This window comes from Prosthecobacter vanneervenii, assembly GCF_014203095.1.
In the GTDB taxonomy this organism is placed as follows: Bacteria; Verrucomicrobiota; Verrucomicrobiia; order Verrucomicrobiales; family Verrucomicrobiaceae; genus Prosthecobacter; species Prosthecobacter vanneervenii.
The window spans coordinates 106,886-122,514 of record NZ_JACHIG010000010.1; the positions used below are offsets into that span (position 1 = coordinate 106,886).

Below are 15,629 nucleotides of genomic sequence, written 5' to 3' on the forward strand. Positions count from 1 at the left end.
AGGCTTAGATTTCGTCCTCCACGAGTTCGATGTTCTTGCCGCCGAGTTTTTCGAGCAGGCTCTTGGTGCCTTCCTGGGAGAATTTGGGATCGCGGGCTTCGATGCAGACGAAGAAACCGTCGTCGGAGAACTTGCTGAAGTTCTTGGAGACGAAGAGTGGGTGGTTCCAGCGCGGCAGGCCGATGAGGGCGAGCAGGCCGAAAAGGGTGGTGAAGGCGCTGAAGAGAATCGTCAGCTCAAACATCACCGGGAAGAAGGCCGGGAGGGTCCAGATGTCGGTAGGCTTGGCCTGAACGACGGTCGGATAGGTCTCGACGATCTTCTGAAGGAAGCCGAGGCCGATGCTCTGCCAGAAATTGGTCTGGGTGATGGTTTCGAGGGTGAAGGCCACCGTGGTGCCGGTGATGCCGCCGCAGAAAACAAGGTAGGGCAGCTTGGAGCGGGGGTTGCCCATGGCGTCGTCCATGCCGTGAATCGGGAACGGCGAATGAACGTCCCAGCGCTGATAGCCGGCGTCACGCACGTGCTCAGCGGCATGGTAGAGGTCCTTCACGCTGTCGAATTCAGCGAGGTAGCCGTGGACTCGTTTGAGGGTGGTGCTCACAGTCAGGGTGCGGTTAAAAAGTTAGGCGGCAACGGGTTTGGCGACGTGGCGGTCAGGATAGTCCATGAGGTCCTCCTCCTGGATGCCCTGTTCAGCGTGGTCATCGTGGTGCGGATTGGACTGCGGAAGGACGCCTTTGACTTCACCGATGGCGATGACGGGGAGGAAGCGCAGGAACAGCAGGAACAGCATCATGAAGAAGCCGAAAGTTCCGAGGAAGGTGTACTTATCCACCCAGCTGGCTTCATACACGCGCCAGGAGCCCGGGATCATGAGGCGCTCCAGCGTGGTGGCGATGATGACGTAGCGCTCAAACCACATGCCGGCGTTCACAAACATGCAGACGGTCATGACGACCCAGACATTATGACGGCACCAGCGGCTCCAGAAGAGCTGGGGAGCAAACACGTTGCAGCCGAACATCCAGTAGTAAGCCCAGGTGGAGGGGCCGGTAAGGCCGCGCAGGGTGAAAGCGGCGCCTTCAAACGGGTTGGCGCTGTAGTAGGCCACGAAGAGCTCCATGCAGTAGGCGTAACCGACGATCGTACCTGTCAGCAGGATGATCTTGGCCATGTTGTCCACATGCTTCGGCGTGATCAGATCGTCTAGGCCGTAGATGCGGCGCACGGGAAGCATGAGAGTCAGCACCATGGCGAAGCCACCGAAGATAGCGCCAGCCACGAAGTAGGGCGGGAAGATGGTGGTGTGCCAGCCGGGAACCACGGAGGTGGCGAAGTCGAAGGACACGACGGAGTGCACCGAAAGCACCAGCGGCGTGGAGAGAGCGGCCAGAAGCATGTAGGCCGTTTCATAGTGGCTCCACTGGCGGTTGCCGCCGCGCCAGCCAAGGGCGAACAGGCCGTAGAGGAACTTCTTGAGGCCCGGACGGCAGCGGTCGCGCAGGGTGGCAAGGTCAGGGACGAGGCCCAGGAACCAGAACACGGCGGAAACGCTGAAGTAGGTGGACACCGCGAACACGTCCCAGAGCAGGGGGGACTTGAAGTTCTGCCAGATGGCGTTGGCGTTCGGGATCGGGGCGAGGAACCAGACCATCCACACACGACCGACGTGGAAGGCCGGGAAGAGACCGGCGCACATCACGGCGAAGATCGTCATGGCTTCCGCAGCGCGGTTCACAGACGTACGCCATTTCTGGCGGGTCAGGAACAAGATGGCGGAGATGAGGGTGCCGGCGTGGCCGATACCGATCCAGAACACGAAGTTGGTGATGTCCCACGCCCAGGCGACCGGCTGCTTCTGGCCCCAGACACCCACACCTGTGGAGATGAGGTAGGTGAAGCAGAAGACCATCAGACCTGTCAGGAGGATCGATGGAATGAACAGGATCCACCAGAGGGCGGGCTGCTTGTTTTCCACGATGCCGCAGATGCGGTTTGTGATCCAAGAATAGGAACGGTTGTTCAGGACCAGCGGCTCGCGGTCGAGAATGCGCGGCGTGTTAGATGCGGGGGCGGAGGCGTCCATGTGTCCGGTTTAGAATTGGTTGTTGCTCCAGACGGCGATGTTTTCTGCGCCGGGCATGTTCTTGTTCGGATTGCGCAGGCGGGCGAGGTAGCTCGTGCGCGGGCGGGTACCGATGTATTTGAGCACCTGGTAGTCGCGCGGAGAGGCCTTGGCCTTGACGATGGCGGATTTGGGATCAGCCAGGTCGCCGAAGACGATCGCCTCAGCTGGGCAGGACTGCTGGCAGGCGGTTTTGACGGTGTCGGTCGGCACGCGGAAGTTCTTGGAGTCGCGCTGGACCTGCTTCTGCAGGATCTTGGCGGATTCGAGGCGCTGCACGCAGTAGGTGCACTTCTCGATGACACCGCGCATACGGACGGTGACGTTCGGATTGCGCTGCAGGCGGAGGCTTTCGTCCTCTTTCTTCTCGCCGAGCGGGCCGGCGTAGAGATTGCCCACCTTCACAACGCCGAGCACGGTGGTCTCGGTGAGCGGGTTGCGCTTGTTATAGTCGAACCAGTTGAAACGGCGCGCGGTGTAGGGGCAGTTGTTGGCGCAATAGCGGGTACCGATGCAGCGGTTGTAGGCCATCGCGTTGAGGCCGTCCGGAGTGTGGACGGTGGCGTTCACGGGGCAGACGGTCTCGCACGGAGCAGCTTCGCACTGCTGGCAGGCCATGGGCTGGTGCACCATTTCGGCGTTTTCCAGCTGCTCTGGAGTAGCGTTGTCTTCGGCCCAGGTGCTTTCCTGCGCGACTTCGTTTTTGCCCCATTTGGCGACGGCAAAGTAGCGGTCCATACGGATCCACTGCATCACACGGCCTTTGCGGACCTGATCCTTGCCGACGACAGGAATGTTGTTTTCGCTCTGGCAGGCGACGATGCAAGCCGTGCAACCGATGCACTTGCTGAGGTCGATGGACATGCCCCACTGGTGCTGCTTCTCGTAGTCGAATCCGGAAGGATTCTCCTCGGACTTGACGCCGACCTGGCCTTTATAGAAGGAAATGTTTTCCGGGATGTGGCCGTCCATGCCCGTTTTCTGGGCGAAGGCCACGTCCTTGTTGAAGGTCTCAAGCGTGCCTTCACGATACACCGCACGACCTTCCATCGTATTCTGGTCCTGGGTGAGGGCGAGTTCCGCCACTGTGGCGAGCACTTCGACCTTGGCACCGCTGAGGACGAAGCTGCCGGGCTGCTTGCGCAGGGCGTAACCATTCACGCCACGGCCGCTGCCGACCACACCCACGCCGCTCTGGCCGTAACCGAGAGGGATGGTGATGGAATTGGACACATGGCCGGGGGCTTCGATGGCCGGAATTTCGATGGAGGCATCTCCAACGGTGATCTTGACGTGCTGTCCTTCCTTGAGGCCGAGACGGCGGAAGGTCACGGAGCCGATCAGGGCGGCGTTGTCCCAGGTCAGCTTGGTCACCGGATCCGGCGCTTCCTGCAGCCAGGCATTGTTGATGTAGCGACCGTCATAGACGCTGGAGTCGGCCACGAGCACCACTTCGAGAGCATCATCGGTCGGAGCAACAGCGGCTTTGGCCTTGGAAACAAATTCAGCGACAGCAGCAATGTTCGGAGCGGCGGAGGCCTTGGTGAAGGCGGAGCCTTTGAGGAAACCGTCGCGCAGGGTGAAATTCCACTTCGTTTCGTCGAGGCTGCCAGCGACGGCGGCGAAGGTGTCGCGCACAGCGGTGTGGGCGGCGTCTTCGGCAGGGGCTGCAGGAGCAGCACCGGCGGCGGCTGGCGCAGCGGCTGCGGCAGCAGGGCCGAGCTTCTTGCGGCCAAGCAGGGCCAGCAGGACTTCCAGGCGGCTGGCACCATCATACAGAGGTGCGATCATCGGCTGAACGATGGAATAGGTACCGTCTGCGGAGCGGACGTCGCCCCAGGACTCAAGGTAGTGAGCGCCCGGGATGTGCAGGGCTGCAGCGCGAGCGGTGGCATTCTTGAGCTTGCCCACGTGAATGACCTTCACGCCTTTCTCACCGACAAGCTTGGCCAGACCAGCAGCGTCTGGAGCGTCGTAGAAGAGGTTGGAACCAGTCAGAGAGAGAAGGGTCTTCACCTGGCCGCCGGAGATAGCAGCCTGCAGATCGGCGAAGGTGCCGGTGTCAGGAGCGGCAGGGGCCTGCAGAAGCTCGATGGTAGAATCGTAAGCGCCCAGAGCCTGGTTGATGGAGGCCACGAGAGCGTGCACTTCAGCGCCGTAGCGGGAGCCTGCGAGCACGAGGGCCTTGCCCTTGTTGTCGATCAGGTCACGGACAGCAGGAGCAATCCAAGCCTTAAGCGCTTCGGGAGCGGTGTCGGCAAGAGCCTTGGCGGAGGTGTCTCCGAGTTCAGCGGCGATGAGGGCTGCGGCCACCGGGATGAGGCTGGCTGCGAGCGCCTTGCGGTGATCGGCCATGCCGCCGGTCAGCGTGTAGCGGTTTTCCAGCACATAGAGGCGGTTCATGTCCGCCGTCTTGGCATCCTTGGCGCGGTGCTTGGTGAAGGCGGAGATGGGTTCGCCAGAGACGGGATCGACGCCGAGGAAGTCGCAGTCCAGAGAAAGGATGCGCATGGCGGAGCCGAGCTTCACGAAGGGCTTCACGCCGGCTCCGTAGATGGCTTTGTAAGCAGCAGCCTGGCCTTCGCCACCCACGGCTTCATAACCGAAAAACTTGACCTGCGGGAAGGCGGTCTTTACCTCGCCAAGGATACGCTGGTAAGTGGGGGAGGAAAGGGAACCCACCACAATGCCAAGGCCGGCACCGGAGGATTTCTTGGCTTCAGCAGCAGCGGCTGCGAGGAGATCATTGGCCTTGGCCCAGGAGAGTTCCTTGCCATTGCCCATCGGCTTCTGGGAGCGCTCAGGATCATACAGGTCCAGAACGGAAGCCTGTGCGAAGGAGCTGATGCCACCACCGAGGGGGTGAAGGGGATTGCCGGACACGTGGGTCGGGCGGCCTTCATGCGTGGTGACCACGAGAGGCACCGAGCTACAGCCCTGAGGCATGGAGGTGGCATAGAGCAGAGCCTTGCCAGGAATCATCCACTCAACATGCTGAGTGTAGGGGAGGATGTTGACGAGCGGACGGCGGCAGCTGGCCAGACCCATCATGCCCACGCTGGCACCCATGATCTTGAGGAACTCACGACGGCTGTTTTCACGCTCGTCTTCAGTCAGGGTGTCCCCGGCAGGGAACTCGCGGCCCAGATCTTTGAGAAATTCTTCGCGACGATCCAGTTCGGCGACACTGCGCCAGTAGCGCTTGGCGTTCTGCGGCTCCTCAGGATGCTTCCAAATACGTTTCATGTGTCAGAAAGGGGGCGCGGGGGTTAGCGGTGGCAGGCGGTGCAAGAATCCGGCGGCTGGATCTGCCAGTGCTTTTTGATCTGGGTGCCCACTTCGGTCTGGGTCACTTCTTTTCCGTAGGTCTTCTCAGCGAGAGCGACGATCTGCTCAAGGCTGTCGGCCTTGCTGCCTTCTCCACCGATAGCGGTGGCGATCTCGTCCACAGGCACCTTCTTGTCGATCAGGCCTTTGTAGAAGTCAGCGCGCTTCAGATCGGAAGCCTTGTAGTCGAGCTTGGTGACGAACTCGAGCGGGCGAAGGTTGTTCTCAGGATTGCGGTGGCAGTCAAGGCACCAGCCCATGGACTGCGGCTGGTCGTGGCGGACCACTTCCATTTCGTTGATCTTGCCGTGGCAGGAAACGCAGGAGATACCACGGTTCAGGTGGGCGCTGTGGTTGAAGTAAACGTAATCGGGAGCCTTGTGGATCTTGACCCAGGGGATGGACTTGCCGGTTTCGTTGGCTTTGATGACCATCTCGAGCTTCGGAGAATTGCTGCGGATGTTGCCTTTGCCCGGACCATGGCAGTTGAAGCAGGTCTGGTTCGTGGGGACGTTGGAGTGGCTGGAGGTCTCGCCGAAGCTGTGGCAGTAGCGGCAGTCCAAGCCAAGCTGACCCGCATGAATTTTGTGTGAGAACGGCACAGGCTGTGTCGGCTCATAACCCACGCGAGTGTATTTCGGTGTGAAGTAGTAGGCGACGCCGACACTCACGCCGAAGGCAATGAACACGACGGCAATGGCGAGCTTGAGCGGCAGCCAGTTGGTCCAACGCGGAAAAAAGTTACCCATAGAAATGTGTCGGCAGATGAGCTTGTGAAAAATTTCACAAGGTTTCCCAGCATGGAACGCGTGAGCACGTTTGCAACCGTCATCTTGTTTTTTTTGAACTTTTATGCGCAAGACTTGTCCTATTGCGAATCTGTCGCAAAAAATCCCCGTTTTGGCGCGCTTTTTGGTGCCTTTTTGGCATGCGAGTCATGAGGTCGACAACGCGACCTTGATTTTTTCAAGCCGCGAAGAGGCGTCAATCAGGCCGCGCGATTTGTTTTGGCCTGATTTATTATCAACGTGCGCAGAGCATCGGCCTCATTGGCTTGCGAGGCAGTCGTTCCTGATCATTTCCACTCCACCCAGAGCGCGCCGTGCTCGAAATCCAGCGTCACGCGGTAGTCCTCCAGCAGATAAGTGCCAAGGCGTGAGGGGCCGGGCATCACATCCACCTGCGCAAAAGGGTAATAGGAGCCGAACAGGCCGAGTGCTTGGAACTCCAGCATGCGCACATTGGCCTCGCTCGGGGTCTGCGCGCCACCCACGCCGGTGATGAGGTAGTTTCCTCCCACGCTCCAGCCTCCGTTTTTGAACCCGAGCACTTCGGCAATGCGCCGGTCCAGCTGCACGCCGAAGACAGAGCCGGAGTCCACCACGGCCTCCCAGGACATCTTGCCGTACTTGAGCAGCGTGGTGGGCACGCCGTGCTTCATGCTGAGCGTGGTCTTGTGGACATGCTTGCGCACCGGTCCTGGGAAGCTGCGGGTGAAGCCAAACTCGAACTCTCCACGGAGGAAATCGAGGGTGGCGTATTTGCACGTTTTGGACAGTAGGTTCACCCCCAGCAACGCGATACCCAGATGCTCCTTAAGTATGCCGCTGCCCACTGCGGTGCGCTGCATGCGGACAATGCTGGGCAGATTCTCCACACGCCAGGTGCCGATCTGCAGCGTGGGAATAACGGCTGCCATGCCCGGCTCGCGGCCCAGGACGCCAGCCATGTTGGGACGCACCTGCGGCACAGTACGCAGTCCAAACTCCAGCGCCTGCTCCGCCTCAAAAACACTGTAGGTGGCTCCGGTATCGAGCAGGATTTTTCTCGGTTTCTGGCCGTTGATGCTGACCTTGAGGCATGGCTGGCCACGCTCGTAGTACATGGGCACTTTCAGCACACCCTCAGGCGGCGGAACACTGTTGATGCGCACGGCCACACCTCCCTTGGCTGAAACTTTGAGCTCGGTGGCCGGGATGGCCTGCGCTTTAAGCTTTTCCTGCAATTCCTGCGGCACGGCCTCTTTTCTGACGGCAAAACTTTCCGCACACCCCACGAGTCCAGCTATCACGAAGAGCGCCGAGGCAGTTCGCGGAACGATGGTGGAGATCAGGAGCCTCATCAGGAATATGATGTCAGTGAGTAAGCAATACGCCCCTCTGTCAACCCCTTCGACCGACGATAGTTGTGCTCAACGTTCCAGCCAGAGTACATTGCTGCGGAAGTCCAGCGTCAGCCGCGTCCCCTGCCAGAAACGTGAACCCACGCGCTTGGGCCCGGGCATGACAAAGGCCGGAACGGAGCCGTTGTGGGGCTCTCCGCACAGGAAGGCGGACGAGAGTTGGATCTCGCGGGCTCCCACCTGAGCTGCGCTCACGCTGCCACCCACACCGCTGAGAATGAGGTTGCTCCCCATGCGCATGCCGTCATAGGCGTGGCCGAGACGTGCGGCGGTGCTTTGATCAATGACGATGCCCCAGCAGGAGCCGGTGTCCACGATGGCGTCCCACGAGACGCCTTCGGAGCTGACCCTAATGACGGGCAGCCCATTGGACCAGCGCAGCGGTGTGCGGGTGGCCATGGGACCGAGAGGCCGGTAGGAGCGCGAAAAACCCAGCTCAACCGTGTTACGACGGTAGTCGATCGTCAAAAAGCTGCAGTAGTAGCGCATGTGGTTCATACCGAGGATGGCACTGCCCAGCCCGCCTGCGAGCGAGCCGGGCATGCCACGAACAAGGCATGCCACATTGGTGGCGCGCCAGTCGCCCACCTGCATGGTGCTCATGACTGCCTGAGTGGCGGCTGTGCTGCCATGCACCCCGCGCACGGTGACCCTCCTGCCGCCGGTGGGCAGCAGGTCCAGGCCAGTGGCCACGTCTGGTGTCACGACGCTGAGCGTGGCACCGGTATCCAGCAGCAGGGGCAGAGGCCTGCGGCCATTGACGCTGGCCATGACGTGGGGCGTATCTCCCAGCATCCGCATCGGCACCACCACTTGCGCCACACCACCACTCCCAGCGCCGCCATTCATCGGTGCCATGGGCGGCATGTAGGGCATCTCGCAGGAGGTCAGAAGACACGCGGTAAGGAGGACAAGCGGCGTTTTCATGCAGGGCAGGGCGCGTGCAGCGTTACCACCATTACGCCTGCGACGCATCCGCTGGTTTGGATCATGGCGGGGTCGATGTGGCGATCCTTTTGCAATTCGCACACAAATTCTTGTGCCATGCGTCGTACTGTCGGAGACTTTCGTTTTTTCAGTTCCTTCCATTTTCTCCTGATCTGAATGACCGCCTATCTGATCCGCCGCCTTCTGCTCATTCCGCCGACGCTCATCGGCATGACGCTGGTGGTGTTCCTCATCATTCGTTTCACGCCGGGCGGCCCCATGGAGCAGGCGCTGCTGGAGGCACGCATGAAGACAGACGGCCAGCGCGGCGGAGCCGGCCGTCAGCAGTCCAGCGGACTCACCCCCGCCCAGCTGCTGAAGCTCCAGGAGCAGTACGGTCACGACAAGCCCTTCCTCATTGCCTACGCCGCATGGCTGGGCGCCTGGCCCAAGGAGATGAACCGGTCACGCGCTGATTTTCCTGAAGGCAAGACAGAAACCGAGGTGAAAATCCCCGGCACCGCGAGCGTAGCCAAGGTGAAACGCACCGGCGACAACCGTGCGGAAATCCTGCCTGACAAGGACCTAGACCTCTCCTCCTGGCGTGCGCGCATCATCACCCCGGAGCAGCAGAAGGTGGAATGGGAAAAGGCCAACCCCGGTCAGAAGCTCGACAAGCCGCAGCCTTATGTGGCGCTGATTTATCAGCCGAAGTTTGCCGGGGTGCTGGAGGGCAACCTGGGCGACTCCACGCGCTACAGCGAGCCGGTGTGGACGATGATGAAGCGCCGCTTTCCCATCTCGCTCTTCTACGGCATCGTCTCCATCTTGCTGACCTATCTCGTTTGCATCCCGCTGGGTGTGTTGAAGGCGATCAAGCACCGCACGCCCACGGACACCGCCACTTCAGTGCTGATCTTCTTTGGCTACGCCATCCCGGAGTTTGTGCTGGGCGTGTTCCTGATGGTGATCTTTGCCGCTCGGCTGCGCTGGTTTCCGCTGGAGGGTTTTGTGAGCGCGAACTTCTCAGAGCTGGGCTTTTTCGGCAAAATCTACGATCTCCTGCACCACGCCTTTCTGCCGCTGTGCTGCTACATGGTGGGCAGCTTTGCAGGGCTGACGATGCTGGTGAAAAACAACCTGCTGGATCAGCTGGCCAGCGACTACGTGCGCACCGCCGTGGCCAAGGGCGTGGAGTACAAGCGCGCCGTGATCGGCCATGCGCTGCGGAATTCCTTCATCCCCGTGGGTGCCACCATGGGCCAGGCACTGACAGTGCTGGTGGCGGGCAGCTTCCTGGTGGAGCGCATCTTTGACATCGACGGCTTCGGCCTCATGGGCTTCAACGCCCTGCTGGAGAAAGATTACCCCATCGTCATGGCCACCGTCACGGTCAGCGGGCTGCTGCTCATGCTGGGCAACGTGCTCTCCGACATGATCACCGCGCGGCTGGACCCCCGCATTCGTTTTGAGTGATGAACCGCAAACTCTCCATCGCTGCCATCATCGTCGGTGCACTTGCCATTCTTGGCGAGTTGTGCGGGCTGCTGCTTCCCACCGTTTCCTGGTTCTTTGGCGTTGGCCCAAAGTTTGGCTGGGCCAGTTCTGTGCTGCTCATCGCAGGAGGCATTCTCGGCCTGCGGTTTTTACCACGTGAAATCCGCTGGACGCCGGTGACGTTGCAGCGCTTCCGCCGTTTCCGCAGCATCGGCCGTGGCTGGTGGTCGTTCCGCATTCTGCTGGTGCTCATCGCGCTGGCGCTGCTTGATCAGGCGCTGGTGGGCAGGCGCGCGCTGATGGTGCGCTGCGATGGCAAAACGTATTTCCCTGCTTTTGTACAGAAGCGCTATCAGGCGAAGGACTTTGGCCTGACCGGAGAGCAGGAGGCCAATTACCGCGAGCTCAAGGAACGCCTGGCGGCTGAGAAGCGCGGCTTTGTCCTCATGCCGCTGGTGCCGTGGGATCCCGTGCTGGACACCGACTCCCTGCAATCCATCTCCCTGGAGCAACGGGATGGAAAATGGTATAAGCCTGGCGATGCCGAGGCCTACTCAGGCCGCGCTCAAAAATTCTACAACGACACGCCGGTGCAGAAGCACACGGACAGCCGCTTTCGCCGCGGCGTGCCGGATGGCGAATCGCTCGGCTACACACGCAACGGCGCGCTGGCCGTCTCCGCTTTCTACAAGGCGGGCACCAAGGAGCGCGAAAGATGGACGGGCGAAATGCCACAGGAGGAATTTGAGAAAGCAGCGACCACATCCTACCAGATGATTGTTTACCCGGCCATTCCGCCGCTGTGGAAGGCAGGCCACTACCTGGGCACCGACAGCCGTGGCTGGGATGTGCTGGCGCAGATCTACGGCGGCTGGCAGCTCAATCTGAAGGCCATCCTGCTCTACGTTCTCTTCACCTATGGTGTGGGTACCCTGATCGGCCTGCTCATGGGCTATCTGGGCGGGGTGTTCGACATCGCCATGCAACGCTGCATCGAGATCCTCGATGAGCTGCCTTTCCTCTACATTGTGATGATCCTCATCAGCATCATTGGCGTGGCAAACATGAACCTGCTGGTGTTGCTGGGAGTGATTTGCTTCTTCTCCTGGACGAGCCTGACCTACTCCCTGCGCGCGCTGGCCTACAAGGAGAAGGAGCGCGACTACGTCTCCGCCGCGCGTCTGCAGGGCGCCAGCACCTGGCGCATCCTCACGCGCTACCTGCTGCCCAACATGCTGGCCACCATCGTGACAAAGATCCCCTTCAGTGTGGCCGCCATCATCTCCTCCCTGACCGCACTGGCCTTCCTGGGCTTTGGCTTGCCGGAGACCTACCCGCAGTGGGGCTGGCTGTTTGACGACGGCACCAGCCATCTCTCCGCCGTGTGGATCTCGCTCTCGATGTTCACCGCAATGGTCTTCATCCTCCTGCTCGTCACCTTTGTGGGAGAGGCACTGCGCGAGGCCTTTGATCCGAAGAAGTTCACCACCTATCAATGAAGCTTTTCGTTCCTCGTTCTCTGCTGGCCTTCTCCGCCGCGCTGCTGCTCGGCGGTGCGCTGCATGCCGCAGACTTCCCACCCTATGACGGCACCAAGGAGCGCGAGGCCTTCTGGAGCTTTTACAACAAGAAGGTGCTCGCCGATCTCCAAGGTCAGGAAAAAGACCTGCCAAGCCTGATTGCCAAGGAAGCCGATGCCGCCAAAAAGGCCGAGCTAGAGACCCAGTTGCAGACCGTGCGCGAACGTCTGAAAAAGCCGGAGTACTTCACCTTTGCCAAACCAGAGGACATCCCGGCGGATCTGAAATGGGAGAACGGCATGGCCGAACCGGAGATCGGTGACCCCAACGCCAAAAAAGGCGGCACCATGCGCCTGTACATCCTCTCCTTTCCACCCACGCTGCGCGTGCTGGGAGAGAACAGCAACAGCTCCTTCCGCGGCTATCAGTACGACGATGTGGAGATGGGGCTGATCAATCTGCACCCGGAAACCGGGCGCGTCATCCCCGGCATCGCCAAGGAGTGGGCGGTGGCGCCGGACAACCGCACGGTGTACTTCCGGATCGACCCGGACGCGACCTTTTCCGACGGCACGCCGATCGAAGCGGACGACTTCTTCAACCAGTTCTACATGCAGCTGAGCGAGTACCCGAAGAACCCCTTCGGCAACCAGTGGTACTCGGAGAACTACGCCAACATCACGCGTTACGATGCGCGCACGCTTTCCATCTCTCTCACGGAGCCCAAACCGCTCGCGGCCTACTACGTGAACACCTCGCCGATGTCCCGGCGCTTTTACGCGGAGTTTGGCCCGGACTTTGAGCAGCGCTACCAGTGGCGCTGCCGGCCCACCTCGGGCCCCTATGTCATCCGCGAGGAGGACATTCATTTCGGCAGAGACATCGCCCTGAGCCGCGTGAAAGACTGGTGGGCGCGAGACAAGAAGTTTACGCGTTACCGCTTCAATGTCGATCACATCGTGTACCGAGTGGTGCGGCTGCAGGAGAAGGTGATGGAGCTCTTCCGCCAGGGAGAGATCGACGTGGAGGAGCTCATGATGGGCATCCCGGAATACTGGTATGAGCGGATGGAGATTCCCGAGGTGCACAAGGGCTACATCCAGAAGACCAAGTTTTACAACATCTGGCCGGGCTCCCATGCGGGGCTGTGGCTGAACTGCGCCATGCCACCGCTGAACAATAAGGACGTACGCCTCGGGCTGAGCTACGCCACGAACTACCAGAAAGTCATCGACTTTGACCTGCGCGGCGACTTCCAGCGCCTGACCTGCTTCAGCAAGGGGTTTCCGCTTATCGGAGATCCACCCATCACTGCCCGTCCCTTTGATGTGGAGAAAGCGCGCGAGCACTTTGCCAAGGCCGGATACACCAAGCTGGGCAATGACGGCGTGCTGGTGAATGACAAAGGAGAGCGCCTGTCTCTGACGATCCTTCACCGTAAAACCGAGATCGTTCAGCGGGTGATGCAGCGCCTCAAGGAAGAGGCGCTGAAGGCAGGCCTGGAATACAAGCTCGAAGGCCTGGAAAGCACCGCCTACTTTCAGAAGGCCACGCAGAAAAAGCACCAGATCGCCTCCGTGGCCTTCAGCGTGACGCCGCCTATTCCGGATCACTACCAAGCCTGGCACTCCAAAGATGCGCTCATGGAAGACGGCAAGACGCCGCGACCCAACACCAACAACCTTTCCTGCTTTGCCGATCCACGGATGGACAAATTCTGTGAGGATGAACGCCACGCGACGACGATCGAGGAGATCCGCAAGGCTTCCTGGGGCGCGGACCAGATCATCTACGACGAAGCGCCCTGGATCCCGGCCTACGAGCAGAACTACTACCGCTGCGCCTACTGGCGCTGGGTGAAGTGGCCGGAGAAGACCTTCAACGTGGCCGTCAGCGAGCTGCCAATGTCCAACCACGTGCACTGGATCGACGAAGATGTGAAACGCGAAACCGAGGCCGCCATGCGCAGCGGCAAATCCTTTCCGGAAACCGACCTGGTCTTTGACCAAAACCTCAAAGCAGGAGGAGCCAAGTGATGCCTGCCCCGATCCTCGATGTCCGCAACCTGCGCGTCGGTTTTCAAACCGACAACGGCCTGCTCACCGCCGTGGACGATGTGAGTTTCAGCCTCGAAGCCGGCAAGACGCTTGGCCTTGTGGGCGAAAGCGGCTGCGGCAAAAGCGTGACCTCCATGAGCCTGATGCGCCTGCTGCCCCAGCCTGCGGGCCGCATCCTTAATGGCGAGGTGCTGCTGGAGGGCAGGGACCTGGCCACGCTGCCGATCGAGGACATGCGCAAGATACGCGGCAACGACATCGCCATGATCTTCCAGGAGCCGATGACCGCGCTGAACCCCGTCGAACGCGTGGGTACACAGATCATAGAGGCCATCCAGCTCCATGAGCCCACCACACCGGACAAGGCGCTGAAGCGTGCCGTGGAGCTGATGGAGTGGGTGGGCATTCCTGCGCCGGAGCAACGCGTGAACGAATACCCGCACCAGCTCAGCGGCGGCATGCGCCAGCGCGTGATGATCGCCATGGCACTGTCCTGCCACCCGAAAGTGCTCATCGCCGACGAACCCACCACGGCGCTGGATGTGACCGTGCAGGCGCAGATTCTCGACCTCCTTAAACGCCTGCAAAAGGAGACCGGCATGGCGGTCATCCTCATTACCCACGACCTCGGCGTGATCGCCGAAACCTGCGATGATGTGGCCGTGATGTACGCCGGGCGCATTGTGGAGCGCGGGCCGGTGCAGGACATCTTTGCGCGGCCACTGCACCCCTACACGCAGGGCCTCATCCGCTGCCTGCCCAAGCTGGACCATCCGCCCAAGACCGCACTGCCGGTGATTCCTGGCATGGTTCCCAGCCTGCGCGACATGCCCGTTGGCTGCCGCTTTGCCTCGCGCTGTCCCAACAAGCATAGCAGCGACGTCACCTCCGCCCGCCAGCCCTGGAAGGAATGCGGCAGCGGCCACGGCGTGGAAGCCTGCGCCTGCTTTGCGTCCCAACTCTCCGCCTCAGCCTCATGAGCCTCCTGACCGTACAAAACCTCAAGATGCACTTCCCCGTGCGCGGCGGCGTCTTCTACACCACCCAGGCGGTGTGCAAGGCAGTGGACGGCGTGAGCTTTGCCCTGGAGCCGGGCGAAACGCTCGGCCTCGTGGGCGAAAGCGGCTGCGGCAAATCCACCGTAGCGCGCTCCGTGGTGCGGCTGCTCAAGCCGACCGCCGGCAGCGTGAATTTCAACGGCACCGACATCTCCACGCTCTCCCAGAGCGCGCTGCGCTCTGTGCGGCGCGAGATGCAGATGGTTTTCCAGGACCCGGCCGAGTCTCTCAATCCTCGTCACACCATCGGCCAGATTTTGGAGGAGCCTTTTGTCATTCAAAAAATGGGCACCCGTGCGGAGCGCAGCGAGTGGGTGGCTGAATTGCTCCAGCGTGTGGGACTGCCAACAGACGCCGCATATCGCTATCCCTTTGAGTTCAGCGGCGGTCAGCGCCAGCGCATTGGCATCGCCCGTGCACTGGCTCTCAAGCCCAAGCTTATTGTCTGTGACGAGCCCGTTTCGGCGCTCGATGTCTCGGTGCAGGCGCAAGTTTTGAACCTGCTGCTGGAACTGCAACGCGACTTTGGCCTAGCCTACCTCTTCATCGCCCACGATCTCAGCATCGTGAAGCACATGAGCGACCGCGTGGCGGTCATGTACCTGGGCAAGATCGTGGAGCTGGCTCCAGCCGCCGAGCTGTATCAAAACCCGCGCCACGCCTACACCAAGGCGCTGCTGGATGCCATCCCGGTGGCGGACCCCACACAGCGACGTGTGCGCCAGCTCCTGCGCGGCGACGTGCCCTCTCCGATCAATCCGCCGGCCGGCTGCGCCTTCGGCCACCGCATGAAGCACCCAAGCTGGCAGCAGAGCGTGAGCATGGATCTCACGCTCAAAGAGATCTCTCCAGGACACTTTGTGCAGCCGTGTCCGTGCTGCACTTGAGGCAGAGTGCTGCGGGCCTATCCTGCCCGCAGCTAAAGTCTGGGAT

At 61.0% G+C, this 15,629-nt stretch carries 11 protein-coding genes; 5 read left to right on the plus strand and 6 right to left on the minus strand.

Going from position 1 to position 15,629, the window contains the following annotated elements; genetic code table 11:
* Nucleotides 1-4: 4 nt before the first annotated feature.
* From HNQ65_RS20440 to HNQ65_RS20465, 6 genes are all read right to left on the minus strand, one after another.
* Nucleotides 5-604 (minus strand): quinol:electron acceptor oxidoreductase subunit ActD, encoded by a 600-nt coding sequence (locus HNQ65_RS20440; protein WP_184342475.1) that lies wholly within the window; start codon nucleotides 602-604, stop codon nucleotides 5-7.
* A 21-nt stretch (nucleotides 605-625) separates the two neighbouring features.
* Nucleotides 626-2,089 (minus strand): NrfD/PsrC family molybdoenzyme membrane anchor subunit, encoded by a 1,464-nt coding sequence (gene nrfD, locus HNQ65_RS20445; protein ID WP_184342477.1) that lies wholly within the window; start codon nucleotides 2,087-2,089, stop codon nucleotides 626-628.
* A gap of 9 nt (nucleotides 2,090-2,098) precedes the next feature.
* Nucleotides 2,099-5,374 (minus strand): TAT-variant-translocated molybdopterin oxidoreductase, encoded by a 3,276-nt coding sequence (locus tag HNQ65_RS20450; protein ID WP_184342479.1) that lies wholly within the window; start codon nucleotides 5,372-5,374, stop codon nucleotides 2,099-2,101.
* Nucleotides 5,375-5,397: 23 nt separating this feature from the next.
* Nucleotides 5,398-6,204 (minus strand): cytochrome c3 family protein, encoded by an 807-nt coding sequence (locus tag HNQ65_RS20455; RefSeq protein ID WP_184342480.1) that lies wholly within the window; start codon nucleotides 6,202-6,204, stop codon nucleotides 5,398-5,400.
* Nucleotides 6,205-6,530: 326 nt separating this feature from the next.
* Nucleotides 6,531-7,577, minus strand: a complete 1,047-nt coding sequence (locus tag HNQ65_RS20460) for a retropepsin-like aspartic protease (RefSeq protein ID WP_221306232.1) — start codon at nucleotides 7,575-7,577, stop codon at nucleotides 6,531-6,533.
* Nucleotides 7,578-7,646: 69 nt separating this feature from the next.
* Nucleotides 7,647-8,564 (minus strand): aspartyl protease family protein, encoded by a 918-nt coding sequence (locus HNQ65_RS20465; RefSeq protein WP_184342484.1) that lies wholly within the window; start codon nucleotides 8,562-8,564, stop codon nucleotides 7,647-7,649.
* 177 nt (nucleotides 8,565-8,741) lie between these two features.
* On the opposite strand from HNQ65_RS20465, the gene HNQ65_RS20470 reads away from it, so the two are divergent.
* The 5 genes from HNQ65_RS20470 to HNQ65_RS20490 are packed head-to-tail and all read left to right on the plus strand — an operon-like array spanning nucleotide 8,742 to nucleotide 15,583.
* A complete protein-coding gene (locus HNQ65_RS20470; RefSeq protein ID WP_184342486.1) occupies nucleotides 8,742-10,040 on the plus strand; it encodes an ABC transporter permease subunit in 1,299 nt (432 codons plus the stop codon).
* Nucleotides 10,040-11,560: an ABC transporter permease subunit gene (locus HNQ65_RS20475; protein WP_184342488.1), complete on the plus strand. Its 1,521-nt coding sequence runs from the start codon at nucleotides 10,040-10,042 to the stop codon at nucleotides 11,558-11,560. The genes HNQ65_RS20470 and HNQ65_RS20475 overlap by 1 nt, the downstream gene beginning before the upstream one ends.
* Entirely contained in the window at nucleotides 11,557-13,617 is a 2,061-nt protein-coding gene (locus HNQ65_RS20480; RefSeq protein ID WP_184342490.1) for an extracellular solute-binding protein, read from the plus strand. The genes HNQ65_RS20475 and HNQ65_RS20480 overlap by 4 nt, the downstream gene beginning before the upstream one ends.
* Complete coding sequence (locus HNQ65_RS20485) at nucleotides 13,617-14,618, plus strand: ABC transporter ATP-binding protein (protein ID WP_184342492.1); 1,002 nt, start codon at nucleotides 13,617-13,619, stop codon at nucleotides 14,616-14,618. The genes HNQ65_RS20480 and HNQ65_RS20485 overlap by 1 nt, the downstream gene beginning before the upstream one ends.
* Complete coding sequence (locus tag HNQ65_RS20490; protein WP_184342494.1) at nucleotides 14,615-15,583, plus strand: ABC transporter ATP-binding protein; 969 nt, start codon at nucleotides 14,615-14,617, stop codon at nucleotides 15,581-15,583. Before HNQ65_RS20485 ends, HNQ65_RS20490 begins: the two co-directional genes overlap by 4 nt.
* Nucleotides 15,584-15,629 lie beyond the last annotated feature (46 nt).

Excerpts from the sequence above, each read along its gene's own strand:
- nrfD (WP_184342477.1), bottom strand. The coding sequence starts at position 2,089 with ATGGACGCCTCCGCCCCCGCATCTAACACGCCGCGCATTCTCGACCGC.
- HNQ65_RS20450 (WP_184342479.1), bottom strand. The coding sequence starts at position 5,374 with ATGAAACGTATTTGGAAGCATCCTGAGGAGCCGCAGAACGCCAAGCGC.
- HNQ65_RS20455 (WP_184342480.1), bottom strand. The coding sequence starts at position 6,204 with ATGGGTAACTTTTTTCCGCGTTGGACCAACTGGCTGCCGCTCAAGCTC.
- HNQ65_RS20460 (WP_221306232.1), bottom strand. The coding sequence starts at position 7,577 with ATGAGGCTCCTGATCTCCACCATCGTTCCGCGAACTGCCTCGGCGCTC.
- HNQ65_RS20465 (WP_184342484.1), bottom strand. The coding sequence starts at position 8,564 with ATGAAAACGCCGCTTGTCCTCCTTACCGCGTGTCTTCTGACCTCCTGC.
- HNQ65_RS20470 (WP_184342486.1), top strand. The coding sequence starts at position 8,742 with ATGACCGCCTATCTGATCCGCCGCCTTCTGCTCATTCCGCCGACGCTC.
- HNQ65_RS20475 (WP_184342488.1), top strand. The coding sequence starts at position 10,040 with ATGAACCGCAAACTCTCCATCGCTGCCATCATCGTCGGTGCACTTGCC.
- HNQ65_RS20480 (WP_184342490.1), top strand. The coding sequence starts at position 11,557 with ATGAAGCTTTTCGTTCCTCGTTCTCTGCTGGCCTTCTCCGCCGCGCTG.
- HNQ65_RS20485 (WP_184342492.1), top strand. The coding sequence starts at position 13,617 with ATGCCTGCCCCGATCCTCGATGTCCGCAACCTGCGCGTCGGTTTTCAA.
- HNQ65_RS20490 (WP_184342494.1), top strand. The coding sequence starts at position 14,615 with ATGAGCCTCCTGACCGTACAAAACCTCAAGATGCACTTCCCCGTGCGC.